Origin of the sequence: Actinoplanes sp. NPDC049265 (assembly GCF_043197135.1) — a bacterium.
In the GTDB taxonomy this organism is placed as follows: domain Bacteria; phylum Actinomycetota; class Actinomycetes; order Mycobacteriales; family Micromonosporaceae; genus Actinoplanes.
Genome location: NZ_JBICSP010000017.1, coordinates 119,729 through 136,322, shown reverse-complemented (window position 1 = coordinate 136,322; position 16,594 = coordinate 119,729). Strand labels below are relative to the sequence as shown.

Genomic DNA, 16,594 nt, shown 5'->3' with positions numbered 1-16,594 from the left:
GGTCGTTGCGGCGGTGCGGTGGCGATGTGGCTTGGTCGTTGCGGCGGTGCGGTGGCGATGTGGCTTGCGGCGGTGCGGCGGTGCGGTGGCGATGTGGCTTGGTCGTTGCGGCGGTGCGGTGGCGATGTGGCTTGGTCGTTGCGGCGGTGCGGCGGCGATGTGGCTGGTCGTTGTGGCGGGACGGCGGACCCGAGGGGAAGGAGCGGACGTTGGGCGGTGCCAGGGCGTGGCTGTCGGCCGCCATGCTGGCCGGGTTCCTGGTCGTTGCCACGGCCCAGCTGGCGCTGGTCGTGGTGCCGGTGCTGCTGGTGCTGTCGCTGCTGCCGTCGGGCGCGGCGCTGCGGCTCGGAGTTCCGCTGTGCATCGCCACGGTCGGCGTGATGGCCTACGCGACGTGGCGGGCCCTGCGCACCCGGCGGATCGAGCCGGCCGGCGTGGAAGTGACCCGCTCGGACGCGCCGGCGCTGTGGGCGATGATCGACGCCGCGGCTCAGGCCGGTCAGGTGCGGTCGCCCGAACGCGTGATCGTGGTCGCCGAGGCCACTGTCGTGCTCAGCGAGCGTACCCATCTGCTCGGTCTGATCGGCGGACGACAGGACCTCTACCTCGGGCTGCCGTTGCTGCAGGCCTGGGACAACGCGGTGCTGGGCGCGGCCGTCGCGCACGAGCTCTCGCACGTCACGCCGCGGCTCAGCCGGTGGGCGCCGCCGGCCTACCGGGGGCGGCGCGCGGTCGCGCGGATCATCCCGCGGATCTCCCGGCGCAACGGTGCTGGTCCGGTGCTGCGGGCCTACGCGAAAATCTATCGGGGGTATGACCAGCCGGTCAGCCAGGCCCAGGAACTGTGCGCCGATTGGGTGGCGGCGGAGTTCGCCGGGGTCGCGGCCACGGTGGCGATGCTGCGCGACGGGCCGGCCATGGAGACGCTGCAGCGGGTCTTTTACACCGAGTACGTGGCGCCGGGCTGGCGCACGGGACACGCACCGGACGACGTGTTCGGCGGTTTCCTGCGCATGCTGGCGGCGCGGGCCGACGAGCTCACCATCCTCCGCCGCCAGGAACTGCACGTGGCCGACGAGTGGGACACCCATCCGCCCCGCCCGGAACGCCTGGCCGCGGTCACCGCGCTCGCGACCCCGATCCCGATCCCGGCGGCCCCCGCGCCCGCCATGGCCGCGCCCGCCCCCGCGACCGTCGCGACCGCCCCCGCCATCCCGCCCGTCGAAGCCGGCGCCGAGCTGAGCGATGCCGCCACGCCGATGGGCGCCGGGCTCAGTGATGCCGCCACCCCGACGGGCGCCGGGCTCAGCCATGCGACCGGGCCGGCGGAAGGCGGGTTCAGTGCTTCCTCCGGGCTGACTGACGCCGCCGCGAACTCGAGTGCCCCGGTCGATCGTGGCCAGGAGGCGGCCGACGGGAGCCCGATCTCGGCGGTTCCGGCCCCGGGCGGCGGCGAGGTGCCGGTCTCGTCGATTCCGGGTTGGACACCGCTGCCGGTTCGGGCCGGTGCCGGCGCGCTGGTCGACGTCGAGCCGACCGGGGCGGTCCTGATCGCCGATGATGTCGAGCTGGTGCCCGACCTGCCGGGGCTGGGCCGCGCGCTGCAGGCGGTCGCGTTCCCGCCGCAGGGGCGGACGGTGGTCGGCTGGGACGAGTTCTTCGGCAACGCGCGCGCGGCCGAGATGGACCGCGAGGCGGACGCTGCGCTCGGCACCCTGACCCGGGCCGCGGGCACGCCCGTCGCGTCCGCCGCCGACGTGCTCGACCTGGCCGCGGACGGGCGGCTGCGCAAGGTGGCCGAGACCGTCTTCCCGGACATGCCGCCGGACGAGACCGAACGCCGGATCAACGAGCTGGTCACCCTGCTGCTCGCGCTGGCCGCGCTGCGCAGTGGGGCGGCGCGCTGGCGGCACAGCTGGACGGGTACGGCCGAACTGGTCGCCTCCGACGGCAGCCACCTGGACCTGGGTGCGGTAGCCACGCTCGTCGCCGACCCGTCGACGGTGGCCGCGGCCCGGGACCGGCTGATCGCCCTGCGGATCGACCCGGCGGCGACGGCCGGCGCCGAACGGGACCGCCGCACCGGCGCCGACGTGGTCGGTGGGCTGGTCAACCTGGTCGTGGACGGGTCGCGGACCGACCTGCTGATCGTGGACACGGGACTGCTGCTGGTGCCCGGCCTGCCCCGGTCGCAGAACAGTTCGGCGAAACGTCGCCTGGCCCAGGTCGCCGCGATGCCGAACGCGGCGCCGGGGGCGCGCTTCGTCCCGTACGCGGAAGTCAGCGGAGCGACCCAGACGCGCCGCACCCCGAAGGCCTACGACCTGCGGCTGCGCGACGGCAACACGCTGACCGTCCGCGCCGCCCTCGACTCGGACGAGCTTCCCGGCGGCTGGGCCGCCCTCGACGACGCCGTGGCCTACCTGGCCCGCACCCGCTGAGCCGAGCAGCGCGGGCTGCTCTCGTCGACGCTGTGCCCCGTTGAGCCGGGCTGTCGCGGGCTGCTCTCGTCGACGCTGTGCCCCGTTGAGCCGGGCTGTCGCGGGCCGTTCTCGTCGACGCTGTGCCCCGTTGAGCCGGGCTGTCGCGGGCTGCTCTCGTCGACGCTGTGCCCCGTTGAGCCGGGCTGTCGCGGGCTGCTCTCGACGACGCTGTGCCCCGTTGAGCCGGGCTGTCGCGGGCTGCTCTCGACGACGCCGTGACCCGTTGAGCCGAGCCGGTGCGGGCCGGCCGGGTGGCGGCGAGGGGAAAGCGCGGGCCGGCCGGGAAAGAGAGCGAACGCGAGGTGAATCCTGGCTGGGCGCTGAACTGTTCGCCCGTCCGGTTCGTGCTTCTCGGTAACACGGTCACACTTCTGACGGTCACGTAACCGAAGCTTCACTTTGCGTCACAATGGCATCGCGTGACGGCTGCTTCAACTTCGGGATCTCTGGGTAGAAGTAGACGCAGCGGACATGATCAATGGGGAGGAGGGGCGCCGATGCAACGCGAACAGCGGGGACCCATGGCGCTCTTCGGGGCGCTCGTCGCGATCGGGCTCGGGCCGGCGCTCTGGCTCGGCGTACAGATCGGCGACGTGACCGTCTCGCCACCGAAACCACCGGTCGTGCAGAGCGAGCAGAAACAGAGCGTGACCAACCCGCGCGGCGGCGAGGCCGCCGGCGCCGCGGACCCGGAGCCCGTAACGGTGCCGGAGCCCCAGCGCAAGGCCAGGAACATGCCGATGACCGAGCCGCCCCGGCCCAAGCCGTCGAAGACCACCAAGGCGCCCGAGTCGCCCGCGCCCGAGCAGACGTCGAAGCCGGTGGAGAGCACCGAGCCGACCGAGACCACCCCGGCCGACGACGCCACGAGCACGCCGCCGGACGAGGAGAGCACCACCACGCCCGACGATCCGGACGAGGGCGACGGCAACGAGGGATCGGATCAGAGCGGCACCAGCGGTCAGGGCTGATCGGCCGGCATCAGCGCCACCACCGGGATCCGCCGGCCCGGAACTCCGCGATCAGCTTCGCGTTGCGCGGCGCATCGTCACGGCGACTGTCCCTGCTGGTACCGGGCGGCCATCTCCCGTGCCGTCGCGGCGAACATCGCCCGCAGCTCCGGCGGCGCCAGGACCTCCGCCGACGAGCCGAGTTTGAGCAGCTCAGTGTGGCCGTGCCGGGCCGACTCGATGGGCACTTCGGTGGTCACGTGCCCGGACGCATCCGGAGCACCCGCGTTGGCCCGGGCCATCCGCGACATTTCCGGCGGGAAGACGAACGGCATGAAGTCGAGGGCGGCGGTGGTCATCCGGACGGTCGCGGTCGCGGTGTAGACGCTCCGCTCGTACCGCGCGGTCCATTCCCGCCAGAACGCGGCCAGGTCGAAACCCGGCGGCCGGTCGGCCGGCCGCTCCAGCACCTCGGCGTCGAGCACGCCGGCCACCCGGTACGCCGTGACGCGGTCGTCGAAGGACGCCACCAGGTACCACCGGCCGGCCTTCAGCACGACGCCCAGCGGCGACAGCGTCCGGCTGACCTCGCGCGGCGCCCGCCACCGCCGGTATCGCACCGACACCTGCCGCGCGTCCCACACCGCCCCGGCCAGCACGGCCAGGTGGGGGACGGGCTCGTCGGCCCGGAACCAGCCGGGCGCGTCCAGATGAAATCGTTCCCGTACGCCGTCAGCCCGCTCGGCGAGCCCGCCCGGCAGCGCCGCCCGCAGTTTGAGCTCGGCCGCCGCCAGCACCGACCCGAGCCCGAGTTCGGCCGCCGTGCCGGGGATGCCGGCCAGCACCAGGGTGGCCGCCTCCGCCCCGGTCATCCCGGTCAGCCGGGTCCGGTAGCCGTCGAGCAGCTGGTAGCCGCCGGCCGGACCACGGTCGGCGTAGACCGGCACCCCGGACGCGCTCAGCGACTCGACGTCGCGGTAGACGGTGCGCACCGACACCTCGAGCTCCTCGGCCAGCGCCTGCGCGGTCATCCGCCCCCGGGTCTGCAGGAGCAGCAGGAGGGAGAGCAGGCGGCCGGCGCGCATGGCCGACACGATAACGCCGATGACTGACAGCGGCTGTCAGTCATCGGCGCGGCTGCTGTGAGCGTACGAAACTGTTTCGTTTCATGAAGGCCCGACGGACGGTACGCGCGGTCAGAGGCCGATGATCCGGTTGAAGATCTCCCGGTAGCCGCGCAGCTCGACGCGCAGCTTCTCGGTGTCCTCGGTGCTGTCGCCGCGGAACGAGTCCTTCTGGCTGCGCAGGGCGGCGGTGAGCTTCTCGACCGCGTCGTCGATCAGGGCGGCCGCCTCGGCGGTGGCCTCCTTGGGGCTGTCCACGAACCGCAGCTGCACGTCCCGCCACCGGTCCTGGAAGGCCTTGGCGTCGTCGGCGCCGAAGATCGTGGTCACCTCGGGGGCGGCCACCTCGCCGGGCTTGGCCGCGGGCGTCTCGTCGGCGGGGGTGGTCGCGTCCGCGGCAGCCGGCGCGTCAGTGACGGCGGCGTCGGTGGCGACGGGCACCGGCTCGGCGACGATCACCGCGGTGTCGGCCGTGTCCGTGGTCTCGACAGTGTCCGTGCTGTCCGTGTAGTCCGTGCGGTCGGTGCCCGTGTGGTCCGCGGTGTCCGTGGAGTCGTCTTCGATCGGCTCGTCGGTCGCCGGGTCGACGGCCTTGGGGTCGTCGAAGGCGCCCTCGTCGCGGAGTGTGTCGTCGTCGCCGTCGGCGATGGTGGCGCTGCCGTCGGCGTCGACCACCTTGGGGTCGTCGAACTCGCCGTCGTCCTCCAGCGTCGCGCCCTTGCCGTCGGTGGTGCCGGTGGGCCCGGCCCAGCCGGCGTCGGGGGCGGCGTCCGGGGAGGTGTCGGCGACCGCGTGGTCCGGCGGCGTCGGGTCCTCGGCCGCCGACTGGTCGGTGATCAGCGGCTCCTCGTCGTCCCGGCGGTGGCTGCCGCTGCCCTCGGTGCTGTCCGGCGTGGACGACCACGGCGAGTTGCCGCGCTGCTGCGGCAGGGCGACGGTGTCGTCGGGGTGATCGGCGGGGCGGTCCTTGACGTCGGTGTCGTCGTCCTTGTTGTCGTTGGTGAAGAAGCGCATCCCGGGTCCTCCTCAGCGGCTGGTGGCGTCCGGGCGCGGGCCCGTGACGTCGCTGTTGTTGACGTTCTCGGTGGTGGTGGACGCGGCCGGCCGCACCGGCTCGGTGGCGGTGGTGGTCGTCGCGGCCGGCCGCACCGGCTCCTCGCCCAGCAGGTCGGCGAAGAGGGCGCGGTAGTGCACCAGCGCCTGGCGGAGGTCCTCGGTGCTGGCCTCGCCGTTGCGGCTGCGGGTGCTGATCTCGTGCGCGTCGCGGTAGTGGCCCAGCGTGCGGGCGTGCTCGACGGAGAGGTTGGCGAGCTGGTCGTCGTAGTCGCCGGTCGGGTAGCCGCGGTCGGCGACCAGCCGGCTGACCAGGTCGTCGGCGGTGGCCACGGCCTCGCCGGGGCTGTCCACGAACTGGATCTGGACGTCTTCCCAGGACTTGCGGTAACGCGCTGACGCCTCCGGGCTCAGCTCCTTGAGCTCGAGCTCGGCGTGCCGCTTCTGCCGTTCCTGCAGTTCCTTCTCGGCGTCGGCACGGCTGCCCGTGTCGGCGACGACGCGGTCGTATTCGGGTCCGAAGGTGCTCTGCAGCTTGCGACGGCGCGCCGCGCGGACCGCGAGGACCGCGACCGCGGCCAGCACCAGCAGGACGATGACGAGGACGATGACTTGTCCACCGGACATGGATTTTCCTCCTTCTCCGCCCCTGGTATTCCCACTGAGCGGTGGTCATCAATCCCGCCCAGCGGATCCGTTTACTTGACCCGTTCCAGAGGGCGATGGTCGGATGTCCCGGTGCCGCCCTCATTCCGTCACAGACCGTTGACCAGCCACTTCGGACGAGTGACGTCGTAGTGTCGGGTTCATGCCAATCACGCGGCGCATCCGGACAGAATGCGCGGCGGCATCCGGCAAAACCACCAAAACGGGCATTGGGCGGGTTCCTCGCCACACGTCGATTTCGTATCCTCTGCCGGAGGTCCATGCCGTACCCGTCGGGCGGAGCTAGATGAAAAGCCGGTACTGGTCGATCCGCTCGAAGATCATCGCGCTGGTGGTGGTGCCGCTCACGGCGCTGCTCGCGCTGTGGGTCTTCGCGACGGTGCTCACCGTCGGACCGGCGTTCAACCTGCTGTCGGCGCAGACGCTGCTGGACACCGTCGGCCGCCCGGGCGAGGTGCTGGTCGGCGAGCTCCAGAAAGAGCGGCGGCTGTCGGTGATCCAGCTGTCCGGCCCCGTCACCGGCAACCAGGTCACGCCCGAGCTCACGGCCCAGCGCGCGGCCACCGACCGGGCGGCGGCCGACTTCCGGCGTTCGGCCGACAGCGACGACGCCCGGGACGCCGACAGCGACACCCTGCGTACCCGGATCGATCAGGTTTTCACCGACCTCGACGGCCTGCGCGCCAACCGCGCCCACATCGACAACCACGAGGTCGACGTGATCGGCGCCGAGAACCTCTACAACGGGATCGTCGACGCCGGCTTCCTGATGTTCTCGGCCACGGCGTCGTTCGGCGACGACACCGTCGACCGGCAGATCCGGGCGCTGACCACCGTCGGCCGCGGCCAGGAATACCTGAGCCGGGCCGACGCCCTGATCGCCGCCGGCAACGCCAAGGGCCGGTTCGAGGGCGTCGTCCGGGACGACCTGGTCGAGGCCATCGTCACCTCGCGCTTCCTGCTGGCCGAGGGCGTCGCCGACCTCCCGTCGGCCGACCGCGCCACCTTCCAGCGGCTCACCCTCTCGCAGTCCTGGAAGCAGCTCGACCAGCTGCAGGACGAACTGCTCAGCCGGTCCCGGGCCGACGGCGCGCCACCGGTCGCCGACGACCTCTGGAAGCCGGTCTACGAGGCCGGCTCGCAGCAGCTGCGCGCCTTCGAGATCAACGCCACCCAGGCGCTGACCGAGCGCTCCACCCCGGTGGCCGTCCGGGTCCTGGTCCGGCTGGGCGTCGCCGGGCTGCTCGGCCTGGGCGCGCTGGTCATCTCCATCATCGTGTCGATCCGGGTCGGCCGGTCGATCGTCGGGCGGCTGGGCCGGCTGCGCAAGGAGGCCCTGGAACTGGCGGGTGAGCGGCTGCCCTCGGTGGTCCGCCGGCTGCAGCGCGGCGAGCAGGTCGACGTCGGCATCGAGACCCCGCCGCTGGAGTTCGGCCGGGACGAGATCGGCCAGCTCGGGCGCGCGTTCAACGAGGTGCAGACGACGGCCGTGCAGTCGGCGGTGGACGAGGCGGCCGTACGCAAGGGCCTGAACGAGGTCTTCCTCAACATCGCCCGCCGCAGCCAGACGCTGCTGCACCGCCAGCTCGCGATGCTCGACAAGATGGAGCGGCGGGAGACCGAGCCGGACGAGCTCGAGGACCTGTACCGCGTCGACCACCTGGCCACCCGGATGCGCCGGCACGCCGAAGACCTGGTCATCCTGACCGGCGCGGTGCCCGGGCGGGGCTGGCGGCAGCCGGTGCCGGTGATCGACGTCATCCGCGGCGCGATCAGCGAGGTCGAGGACTACAAGCGGGTCGACATCACCACGGTGGCCGGCTCGGCGGTGGTCGGGCGGGCCGTCGGCGACGTCATCCACCTGCTGGCCGAGCTGCTGGAGAACGCCGCGTCGTTCTCGCCGCCGCAGACCCGGGTCCAGGTCACCGGCAACCTGCTGCCCAACGGGTACGCCCTGGAGATCGAGGACCGCGGCCTGGGCATGTCGCAGGAGTCACTGGACGAGGCCAACCGCAAGATGGTCGAGCCGCCCGACTTCGACCCGTCGGACAGCGCCCGGCTGGGTCTGTTCGTGGTCGCGCGGCTGGCCCACCGGCACGGCATCAAGGTGTCGCTGCGCCCGTCGGCGTACTCGGGCATCACCGCCGTCGTACTCGTCCCGGGCGAGCTGATCACCGCCGAGCCCATCCCGCCCGGCCTGCTCCCGCCGCCGGCGGCGGGCGACCTCCCGCCGGTGCCGACGGCCGGCGAGACCGGCTGGGAGCACCCGGCGGCCGCCCTGCAGTGGCAGGACGCCGACGCCACCCAGCCGGTTCCGGTGCAGGAGCCGGCCACCCCGCTGATTCCCCGACAGCGCAGCGCCTCCGAACCGATCTCGGCCGCCGGACCGGCATTCGCCAGCAGTTCGGTCGCCGACGGCCTCTCGCCCGAGGGACTGGTACAACGCCGGCGGTCCAAACCGGCCACGCCGCCCGGCGAGACCACGAAGGAGGGGTTGCCCAAGCGGGTCCGCCAGGCCAGCCTCGCGCCGCAGTTGCGTGAGGCCGCGCCCGAGGACGACGACGCCGGCACCGGGACGACCCGGACGCCGGAGGAGATCCGCAGCATGATGTCCGCCCTGCAGCGCGGGTCCACGCAAGGCCGCCAGGCTGCCACCGGCGCCGATCCGGAGTCCCGCCCACCCGCCCTCGACAACGCCTTGGAAGAAGCGGCTACCGTCAATCTCCCGGTGGTACGTGACGAGAAGGACGCATAGTGGCACAAGCAAAGCAGACCGCGAACCTCACCTGGCTCCTGGACGAGCTCCTCGAGCGCGTGCCGCCGGCACAACAGGCTGTGGTGCTGTCCGCGGACGGGCTCATGATGGGCTCGTCGACCGGGATGGCCCGGGACGCGGCCGAGCACCTCTCGGCGATGGCGGCCGGGTTCCAGAGCCTGGCCAAGGGCGCGAGCCGGCACTTCCGGGCCGGGCCGGTCCGCCAGACAGTGGTCGAGATGGACAGCGCCTTCCTGGTCGTCACGGCCGCGGGGCAGGGTGCCTGCCTGGCCGTGCTGGCCGGGAGCGACTCTGATCTCGGCGTGCTCGCCTACGAGATGGCCATGCTGGTCACCCGGGTCGGCGAGTTCATGCAGGCACCGACCCGATCGCCGCTGGACGGGTGACGATGCCCGATCCCCTGCGCGCCCCGCACGACTGGCTCGACCACGAGGCCGGCCCGGTGGTGCGCCCGTACGCGGTCACCCAGGGCCGCGTGGCGCCGTCCGCGACCGATTACGACCTGGTGGCGTTCGTCCAGGCGACCGGCACGGCCGAGGGAACACCGGGCGTGATCCTGCAGCCCGAGCACCACGCGATCATGTCGGCGTGCTGGGAGCGGGTGACGGTGGTCGAGCTGGCCGCTCGCCTCGACCTGTCGATCGGTGTCGTGCGCGTCCTGCTGGGTGATCTACGCTCGGCGGGTCTGATCTCCCTGTCCCAGCCCGCGGCGGCCGACCAGCCGCCCGACGTCGACGTTCTCAAGGCGGTTGCCCATGGTCTCCGAGCGCTCTGACGGCTCTCGTGTCCCGGTCGCGCTCAAGATCCTGATCGCCGGTGGCTTCGGCGTGGGCAAGACGACCCTGGTGTCGTCGGTCAGTGAGATCCGGCCGTTACAGACCGAGGAGGTGCTCTCCGGCGGCGACCATCCGGACGACACCGCGCTGGTCGAGGGCAAGACCACCACGACCGTGACGATGGACTTCGGTCGCATCACGATCACCGACGACCTGCTGCTCTATCTGTTCGGCACGCCCGGACAGGACCGCTTCTGGTTCCTGTGGGACGAGTTGTCGCAGGGCGCGCTGGGCGCGGTGGTGCTGGCCGACACCCGCCGGCTGGCCGACTGCTTCCCCTCGATCGACTACTTCGAGCAGCGGGGTACGCCGTTCGTGGTCGGCGTGAACTGCTTCGACGACAACCGGAAGTTCACCATCGAGGCGGTGGCCGGCGCCCTCGACCTGGACCCGGACGTCCCGGTGGTGCTGTGCGACGCGCGGGACGCCACGTCGGCCCGCAACGTGCTGATCGAGCTGGTCGAGTACGTCGCCCGGCGCCAGCTGACCGGGGCCAGCCGATGACCGAGTTCCTGTTCGTCGGCAGCTACACCGGCGAGAGCGGCGGCCGGGGCGAGGGCATCGCGCTGCTCGGCCGCGACCCGGCCACCGGTGAGCTGTCGCCGCGGGGCGTGGCCGCGCGTACGCCGTCGCCGTCGTTCCTCACCCGCCATCCGGTGCTTCCGGTGCTGTACGCGGCGAACGAGCTGGACGAGGGCACGGTCTCGGCGTTCGCGGTCGGCCCGGACGGCTCGCTCACCCCCGCCGGTGGGGCCGGCACCGGTGGCGCGCACCCCTGTCACGTGGCGGTCACCCCGGACGGCCGGCATCTGCTGGCGGCCAACTACAGCAGCGGCAGCGTCTCGGTGCATCCGCTGGACGCGGCCGGACGGCCGGGGGAGCGTACCGATCTCGTCGCCCTGCGGGGTAACGGTCCCGACCCCGACCGCCAGACCGGCCCGCACGCGCACATGGTGCTGCCGGACGCCGCCGGGCATGTGCTGATCTCCGATCTCGGGTCGGACCGGGTGTGGCGCGCGCGGCTGGACCCGATCGGTGGCCGCCTGCTCGATCTCGCCCCGGCCATCGTCGCGGCGCCGGGTCAGGGTCCACGGCATCTGTCGCGTACGCCGGACGGCGCCGTCCTGGTCGCCGGCGAGCTGTCGGCCGAGCTGTCCTGGCACCGGCCGGGCCCGGACGGCTGGGTGACCGGCGGCGCCGCCCCGGCCAGCACGGCGGCCGGCGTGGCGTACCCCTCGGAGATCACCGTTGGGCCGGACGGCCGTTACGTCTACGTCGGTGTCCGCGGGCCGGACACCGTTTCGGTCTTCGCCTGGGACGGCGCGCGGGCCACCCCGGCCGGCGAGGTGCCCACGGGTGGCGCCTGGCCCCGGCACCTCTCGGTGATCGGCGACCACCTCTACGTAGCCAACGAACGTTCGCACGCGGTCACGATTTTCCGGATCGACCCGGCCACCGGGTTGCCCAGTGCCCAGGGGGCGCCGGTAGGCCAGCCGAGCCCGACCTGTGTCCTCCGCTGGCTTCCGGCCTGAGGCCCCCGACCAGCCACTTCATGCACGGGTTGCCACGGGCTGATCACATTGAGTTGAAATCGTGACGCTAATTTTCGATGTGAGTAACTTTCGTCCGAACGCGTATGGCATTCGGTCTCTCCAATGCGCAGTATGGAGCGCGTGTCAGGCCGCCATCGACGAAATTTCAACCTCAGGGGCGCCGGAGTCATCGGAGCCGCGATGGCGATCATCGTCGTCCTCACCGGGTCCTACTTCGGTTACCAGCAGCTCACCGACAAGGGCTGCACCGGTCAGATCCCGCTGACCGTCGCCGCCGCGCCCGAGATCGCCCCGGCGATCGAGGCGACCGCGCAGCAGTGGATGACCACCGGCGCCAACGTCAACGGGACGTGCGTCGCCGTCAGCGTTACCGGGGTCAACCCGGCGACCATGGCCGCCGCCGTCGCCCGTGAGCACGGCGTCACCATCAACGGGCTTGGCAACGCCCCGCAGTCGGTCAACGTGCCCGACGTCTGGATCTCCGACTCGCGTACCTGGCTCCTCCGCCTCAAGAAGGAGGCGTCGGGCTTCACGCCGTCCGACGGCACCCCCATCGCGCAGAGCCCCATCGTGGTCGCCATGCCGACGCCGGTGGCCGAGCGGATCGGCTGGCCCAACCGCAAGCTGGGCTGGAAGGACCTGCTCGCCCAGATGCAGAAGGCCGACGGCCGGATCAACACCGGCCTGGTCGACCCCAACCGGGACGCCGCCGGGCTGGCCGGGCTGCTCGCGCTGGGCGCGTCGGCCGGCACCGACGCCAAGGGTCTGCAGGCCAAGGTGGCCGGGCTGCGCGCGCTGGCCCTGGGCAGCTCCGCGCTCCGCGACGACCTGCTGCAGAAGTTCCCGCGCTCCAACAGCACGGCCGACCTGGCCAGCTCGCTCGGTGCCGCGCCGCTCTCCGAGGAAGACGTCGTCGCGTACAACGCCGAGCAGCCGGCCGTCCAGCTGGCCGCGCTCTACCTCGAACCGTCGCCGCCCGGGCTCGACTACCCGTACGCGATCATGCCCGAGGTCAGCCTCGAACGGCAGGCCGCCGCCACCGGGCTACGCAAGCAGCTGGCCACCGCGACCTTCAAGAACCTGCTGGCCAAGAACGGGCTGCGGGCCCCCGACGGCACCATCGGCGACGGCTTCAACACCCCCGTCGGAGCCCCGGCGGCCAGCAAGTCGGCCGCACCGCCGGCCGACCCGTCGCAGGGCGGCGCGGCCGCCGCGGGCATCGACGCCGGCGTGATCAGCCAGGCGCTCGGCAGCTGGGCCGCGATCACGCTGCCCGGCCGGGCCCTCGCCGTCTTCGATGTCTCCGGTTCGATGAAAAAGCCGGTACCGACCGCCGGCGGGCTCACCCGCGCCGTGGTCACCCAGCGGGCCGCGCAGCAGGGTCTGTCCCTGTTCGACGACAAGTGGGCCGTCGGCGTGTGGGTGTTCTCGACCGAGATGGACGGCAAACGACCGTACCGCGAGGTCGTGCCGATCAGCCCGCTCACCGCGGCACGCCAGGAACTCCTCGGGGCGACCCAGCAGATCGTGCCCAAGGACGGTGGCGACACCGGCCTCTACGACACGGCGCTGGCCGCGTACAAGGAAGTCCAGGACGACTGGCAGGACGGCCGGATCAACTCGGTGCTGCTGTTCACCGACGGCGAGAACGACAACCCCGACGGCCTCAAGCTGCCGCAGTTGGTCGACGCGCTGAAGAAGGCCAACGACCCGAAGCGTCCGGTTCGCATGGTCATCATCGGCATCGGCACCGAGGTCAACCGCAAGGAACTGGAGACGATCACCAACGCCACCAGCGCCGGCGGCGTCTTCATCGCCCCCGACCCGGCCAAGATCAGCGACATCTTCCTGGAGGCCATCTCCAGCCGCAACGGAGCCAATGGCTGAGTTGGACGGCGTCGCTCCGCTCCGCGGGCGATCGGCCCCCTGATGCCATTGAGACGGCCCCGGTTTTCTGTCACCCGTCGCTTTTTGCGGGTGTAAGAAAACCGGGGCCGTCTCAACGACGGGCCGATCGCGGGACGGAGTGCCGTGGCGGTTATCCGTCGAAATCCAGGACGACCACCACGGCGTCGTCCTGGAGGTCGGCGTCGCCGAGGTGGGTCCGCAGGTCGCCGATGAGCGACCGGACCGCCTCGAGCGGCGCCATCGGCCCGATTCGGCGCAGGAAACGCTGCAGCGGCGCGTCGCCGTAGGAAGCGGCCCCCGTCACGCCGTCGCTCAGAATCACCAGGCGGTCGCCTCGGCGCAGCTGAAGCTTCTCCGGGTGGTAGTCGGTGCTCTCGAACATGCCGAGCGGAAACTGCTGGTCGAACGGGTGAGCGCGAGCCACACCGTCGCGCAGCAGAATCATGCGCGGCGAGCCGGCGTCCACCGCCGTCAGCTCGCCGGTGCCCAGGTCCAGTTCCAGCAGCAGAGCCGACACATGCCACTCGCCGGCGTGCTGGGCGAAGACCGCCTGATCGGCCAGCGCCGCCTGATCGGCCAGCGCCAGACCGGCCCGGCGGGCGTTCCGCAGTGCGTAGGTGGCCAGCGACGTCAGCAGCGCGGCGGTCATCCCCTCGCCCATGCCGTTGAGCACGCTCAGCGACAACCGGCCGTCGTCCTCGGCCCAGTCGAAGCTGTCGCCGTGCACCGCGTACGACGGCTCCAGCTGCCCCGCCAGCCCGAACGAGGGTCGGATGCGGCTGCGCCCCGGCAGCAGCTCCCACTGCATCTCGGCCGCCAGCGTCAGCCGCCGGGTCCGCGCCGCCATCGTGTAGCGGTCCGTCCCCACCGCGGCCGACTGCAATTCGTGTCCCAGCGCGGTTGCCAACTCGCCCAGCTCGGCGCGGTCCTCGGCCGCGGCCGGGGCGGGCCGGCAGCGCAGCACACCGATCCGCTCGCCGCGCACCGTCACCGGTAGATAGAGGACGGTGTCGGCGAACACCTCGCTCTGATGATCGAAGCACCGCCACGCCGGGTCGCCCGGCCGGGTCACGCCGGCCCCCTCGGTCAGCGGCAGCAGCACGGCCAGCCGATAATCGATGAGCAGCAGATCAATATCCTCGATCCCGTACGCGGCCCGCATCGCGTCGCGCATGGCCTCCACCACGCGGTCGGCCGGAGCGTCGGTCAGGGCCCGTCGCACGGACACACTTCGCATGGACACTCGTTGCCCCCTTCGACTGTGTGCACCGTACGGGTAGTCTCCGAGGGACCATGGGCGAACACCATGGGCCGGTCGGACCGGACCCGATACGCGCCGCGGCACTGGACGACGCCGCGCAAGCGTTGCTGGCCACCTGGGAGGCGGCCCGCGAGCAGAGCACGCCTCGATTGTCCGCCGCGCAGCTGAGCGCCCTGATCGTGGTCGAGAAGGACGAGGGCATCAATCTGCGTACGCTGGCCGGTCGGCTACGCATGATCCTGTCCTCGGCCAGCCGCCTGTGCGACCGGCTGGTCGCGGCCGGCCTGGTCGAGCGGGTGCCCGGGCGAGCCGACCGTCGCGAGATCGCGCTGTATCTGACTCCGTATTCGCGCCAGCTGCTGGACGAGCTGCGCGCGGCCCGGCTGGCCATGCTGGGCACTGTGCTCGACCGGATGTCCCCGGCCGGTCGTGCGGCCCTGGTCCGCGGGCTGACCGAGTTCGCCGTGGCCGCCGCCGAGAGCCCCGGCGTCGCATCCCAGCGCACTGCCTGACCTTCTGTTCGCCCGCGGCCGTCCGGGTTGCCGCACTGGCTGAGCACTGTGCGAACGAAACTGTTTCGTTCACCCGGCAGCCCGACGTCGAGCCTGTGCGAACGAAACAGTTTCGTTCAGCTGGCAGCCCGACGTCGAGCCTGTGCGAACGAAACAGTTTCGTTCAGCTGGCAGCCCGACGTCGAGCCTGTGCGAACGAAACAGTTTCGTTCACCCGGCAGCCCGACGCCGAGCCTGCGCGAAACGAAACAGTTTCGTTCACCCGGCGGCAGGCCACGGAGCGCCGAGGCGAAACGAAACAGTTTCGTTCACCCAGGCGATCAACGCCCGCCCAGAAACGAAGCCGGATCCTCGAGGATCGCCCGAATCACCGACTCCGCCGCCCCGCGCATCGCCGCATCCGCGCCCAGCACCGACGCTCGCAACGCGATCGGCGCCAGCGACGCGGTCAGCACCCGGCGACGCAACTCCTGCTCGATCCCGGGCCGCAGCCGTGGCAGCAGCGGCCCGTAAATGCCCCCGAGCACGATCGTGTCCAGGTCGAGCAGGTTGACCACGCCGGCCAGGGCGATGCCCAGGGCGGTGCCCGCCTCGCTCAGGTCGGCCCGGTCGGGCAGGTCGGCCAGGGTGGTCACGCCGGCTGTGCGCAGGATCGCCTCCTGGCCGGCGTACTGCTCCAGGCAGCCCCGCGCCCCGCAGCGGCAGGCCCGCCCGTCGGGATGCACCGGCAGGTGGCCGATTTCGCCGCTCCACCCGCGTACCCCTCGGTAGAGCGCGCCCTCCAGCACCAACCCGGCGCCGATGCCGATTTCGCCGGAAATGTAGGCGAAGGTGGGCCGCCCTCCGGCCGCCCGTAGTTCGCTCAGCGCGGCCAGGTTGGCCTCGTTGTCCACGGCCACCGGCATCCCCAGTGTCTCGCCCAGGATGGACGCGGCGTCCACGTCCTGCCAGCCCAGGTTGGGCGCGACACGCACGATGCCGTCGGCTGAGACGAGGCCGGGTACGGCCAGAGCGGCGCCGGCCACCGAGGGGATGCCCCGGGTGAGCCGGGCCAGCGTCGTCGCCCAGGAGCCGAGTTGTCGTGGGTCGCTGGGTGAGACGACCCGGAACCGGACGGCGCCGGTCAGGTCGACCACGCAGGCGGCCAGGTAGTCGACGTTGATCTCGAGGCCGAGCCCGAAGGCGCCGTCGGGGGCGAGTGTGAGGCCGGCGGCGGGTCGCCCGGCGCCGGTGCGGGTGACGGGGTCGCCCTCGACGAGCAGGCCGCCCGAGATGAGGTCGTCGACCAGGGCCGAGACGGTGGCCCGGGTGAGCCCGGTGGCCGCCGCGACGAAGGCTCGGGAGATCGGATTTTCGCTGGTCGCGACCGTCTGGAGGGCAAGCGCGAGATTATGGGCGCGGACGCTGGACTGCCGCACGGGGGCCGTCGAGGCGGCCTGGATGCGAGCGGTCACACCCTTGACATTGCCACA

At 72.1% G+C, this 16,594-nt stretch carries 14 protein-coding genes; 9 read left to right on the top strand and 5 right to left on the bottom strand.

What is annotated here, in order from left to right; translation table 11 throughout:
- Positions 1–209 precede the first annotated feature (209 nt).
- The gene (locus ACGFIO_RS33070; RefSeq protein WP_392832340.1) at positions 210–2,441 is read left to right on the top strand and encodes a M48 family metallopeptidase; all 2,232 of its coding nucleotides are present in this window, start codon (positions 210–212) and stop codon (positions 2,439–2,441) included.
- Positions 2,442–2,980: 539 nt separating this feature from the next.
- Positions 2,981–3,454, top strand: a complete 474-nt coding sequence (locus ACGFIO_RS33065) for a hypothetical protein (RefSeq protein WP_392832339.1) — start codon at positions 2,981–2,983, stop codon at positions 3,452–3,454.
- Between the two features lie 77 nt (positions 3,455–3,531).
- Here the strand turns inward: ACGFIO_RS33065 and ACGFIO_RS33060 are convergent, their stop codons facing one another.
- From ACGFIO_RS33060 to ACGFIO_RS33050, 3 genes are all read right to left on the bottom strand, one after another.
- Positions 3,532–4,518, bottom strand: a complete 987-nt coding sequence (locus ACGFIO_RS33060) for a helix-turn-helix transcriptional regulator (protein ID WP_392832336.1) — start codon at positions 4,516–4,518, stop codon at positions 3,532–3,534.
- Between the two features lie 111 nt (positions 4,519–4,629).
- Positions 4,630–5,571 (bottom strand): hypothetical protein, encoded by a 942-nt coding sequence (locus ACGFIO_RS33055; RefSeq protein WP_392832334.1) that lies wholly within the window; start codon positions 5,569–5,571, stop codon positions 4,630–4,632.
- Positions 5,572–5,583: 12 nt separating this feature from the next.
- Entirely contained in the window at positions 5,584–6,237 is a 654-nt protein-coding gene (locus ACGFIO_RS33050) for a hypothetical protein (RefSeq protein ID WP_392832332.1), read from the bottom strand.
- Positions 6,238–6,562: 325 nt separating this feature from the next.
- Between ACGFIO_RS33050 and ACGFIO_RS33045 the strand changes: the two genes are divergently transcribed.
- The 6 genes from ACGFIO_RS33045 to ACGFIO_RS33020 all read left to right on the top strand — a co-directional run bounded on the left by ACGFIO_RS33045 (position 6,563) and on the right by ACGFIO_RS33020 (position 13,328).
- Entirely contained in the window at positions 6,563–9,031 is a 2,469-nt protein-coding gene (locus ACGFIO_RS33045) for a nitrate- and nitrite sensing domain-containing protein (RefSeq protein WP_392832329.1), read from the top strand.
- Positions 9,031–9,438 carry a roadblock/LC7 domain-containing protein gene (locus ACGFIO_RS33040; protein WP_392832326.1) on the top strand — a complete coding sequence of 136 codons (408 nt, stop codon included), beginning with the start codon at positions 9,031–9,033 and terminating at the stop codon, positions 9,436–9,438. Before ACGFIO_RS33045 ends, ACGFIO_RS33040 begins: the two co-directional genes overlap by 1 nt.
- A gap of 2 nt (positions 9,439–9,440) precedes the next feature.
- Entirely contained in the window at positions 9,441–9,827 is a 387-nt protein-coding gene (locus tag ACGFIO_RS33035) for a DUF742 domain-containing protein (RefSeq protein WP_392832324.1), read from the top strand.
- On the top strand, positions 9,808–10,392 hold the full coding sequence (locus tag ACGFIO_RS33030; RefSeq protein ID WP_392832321.1) for an ATP/GTP-binding protein: 585 nt from the start codon (positions 9,808–9,810) through the stop codon (positions 10,390–10,392). The genes ACGFIO_RS33035 and ACGFIO_RS33030 overlap by 20 nt, the downstream gene beginning before the upstream one ends.
- The gene (locus ACGFIO_RS33025) at positions 10,389–11,420 is read left to right on the top strand and encodes a lactonase family protein (RefSeq protein WP_392832318.1); all 1,032 of its coding nucleotides are present in this window, start codon (positions 10,389–10,391) and stop codon (positions 11,418–11,420) included. The genes ACGFIO_RS33030 and ACGFIO_RS33025 overlap by 4 nt, the downstream gene beginning before the upstream one ends.
- Positions 11,421–11,621: 201 nt before the next feature.
- The gene (locus ACGFIO_RS33020) at positions 11,622–13,328 is read left to right on the top strand and encodes a VWA domain-containing protein (protein ID WP_392832316.1); all 1,707 of its coding nucleotides are present in this window, start codon (positions 11,622–11,624) and stop codon (positions 13,326–13,328) included.
- A gap of 151 nt (positions 13,329–13,479) precedes the next feature.
- Here ACGFIO_RS33020 and ACGFIO_RS33015 read toward each other — a convergent pair whose 3' ends face one another.
- The gene (locus ACGFIO_RS33015) at positions 13,480–14,586 is read right to left on the bottom strand and encodes a PP2C family protein-serine/threonine phosphatase (protein WP_392832314.1); all 1,107 of its coding nucleotides are present in this window, start codon (positions 14,584–14,586) and stop codon (positions 13,480–13,482) included.
- A gap of 56 nt (positions 14,587–14,642) precedes the next feature.
- Between ACGFIO_RS33015 and ACGFIO_RS33010 the strand changes: the two genes are divergently transcribed.
- Positions 14,643–15,122: a MarR family winged helix-turn-helix transcriptional regulator gene (locus tag ACGFIO_RS33010; protein WP_392832312.1), complete on the top strand. Its 480-nt coding sequence runs from the start codon at positions 14,643–14,645 to the stop codon at positions 15,120–15,122.
- A 320-nt stretch (positions 15,123–15,442) separates the two neighbouring features.
- On the opposite strand, the gene ACGFIO_RS33005 is transcribed toward ACGFIO_RS33010, so the two are convergent.
- On the bottom strand, positions 15,443–16,576 hold the full coding sequence (locus ACGFIO_RS33005; protein WP_392832310.1) for an ROK family protein: 1,134 nt from the start codon (positions 16,574–16,576) through the stop codon (positions 15,443–15,445).
- Between the last annotated feature and the right edge of the window lie 18 nt (positions 16,577–16,594).

Excerpts from the sequence above, each read along its gene's own strand:
- ACGFIO_RS33065 (WP_392832339.1), top strand. The coding sequence starts at position 2,981 with ATGCAACGCGAACAGCGGGGACCCATGGCGCTCTTCGGGGCGCTCGTC.
- ACGFIO_RS33045 (WP_392832329.1), top strand. The coding sequence starts at position 6,563 with ATGAAAAGCCGGTACTGGTCGATCCGCTCGAAGATCATCGCGCTGGTG.
- ACGFIO_RS33015 (WP_392832314.1), bottom strand. The coding sequence starts at position 14,586 with ATGCGAAGTGTGTCCGTGCGACGGGCCCTGACCGACGCTCCGGCCGAC.
- ACGFIO_RS33035 (WP_392832324.1), top strand. The coding sequence starts at position 9,441 with ATGCCCGATCCCCTGCGCGCCCCGCACGACTGGCTCGACCACGAGGCC.
- ACGFIO_RS33030 (WP_392832321.1), top strand. The coding sequence starts at position 9,808 with ATGGTCTCCGAGCGCTCTGACGGCTCTCGTGTCCCGGTCGCGCTCAAG.
- ACGFIO_RS33055 (WP_392832334.1), bottom strand. The coding sequence starts at position 5,571 with ATGCGCTTCTTCACCAACGACAACAAGGACGACGACACCGACGTCAAG.
- ACGFIO_RS33050 (WP_392832332.1), bottom strand. The coding sequence starts at position 6,237 with ATGTCCGGTGGACAAGTCATCGTCCTCGTCATCGTCCTGCTGGTGCTG.
- ACGFIO_RS33025 (WP_392832318.1), top strand. The coding sequence starts at position 10,389 with ATGACCGAGTTCCTGTTCGTCGGCAGCTACACCGGCGAGAGCGGCGGC.
- ACGFIO_RS33010 (WP_392832312.1), top strand. The coding sequence starts at position 14,643 with ATGGGCGAACACCATGGGCCGGTCGGACCGGACCCGATACGCGCCGCG.
- ACGFIO_RS33060 (WP_392832336.1), bottom strand. The coding sequence starts at position 4,518 with ATGCGCGCCGGCCGCCTGCTCTCCCTCCTGCTGCTCCTGCAGACCCGG.
- ACGFIO_RS33020 (WP_392832316.1), top strand. The coding sequence starts at position 11,622 with ATGGCGATCATCGTCGTCCTCACCGGGTCCTACTTCGGTTACCAGCAG.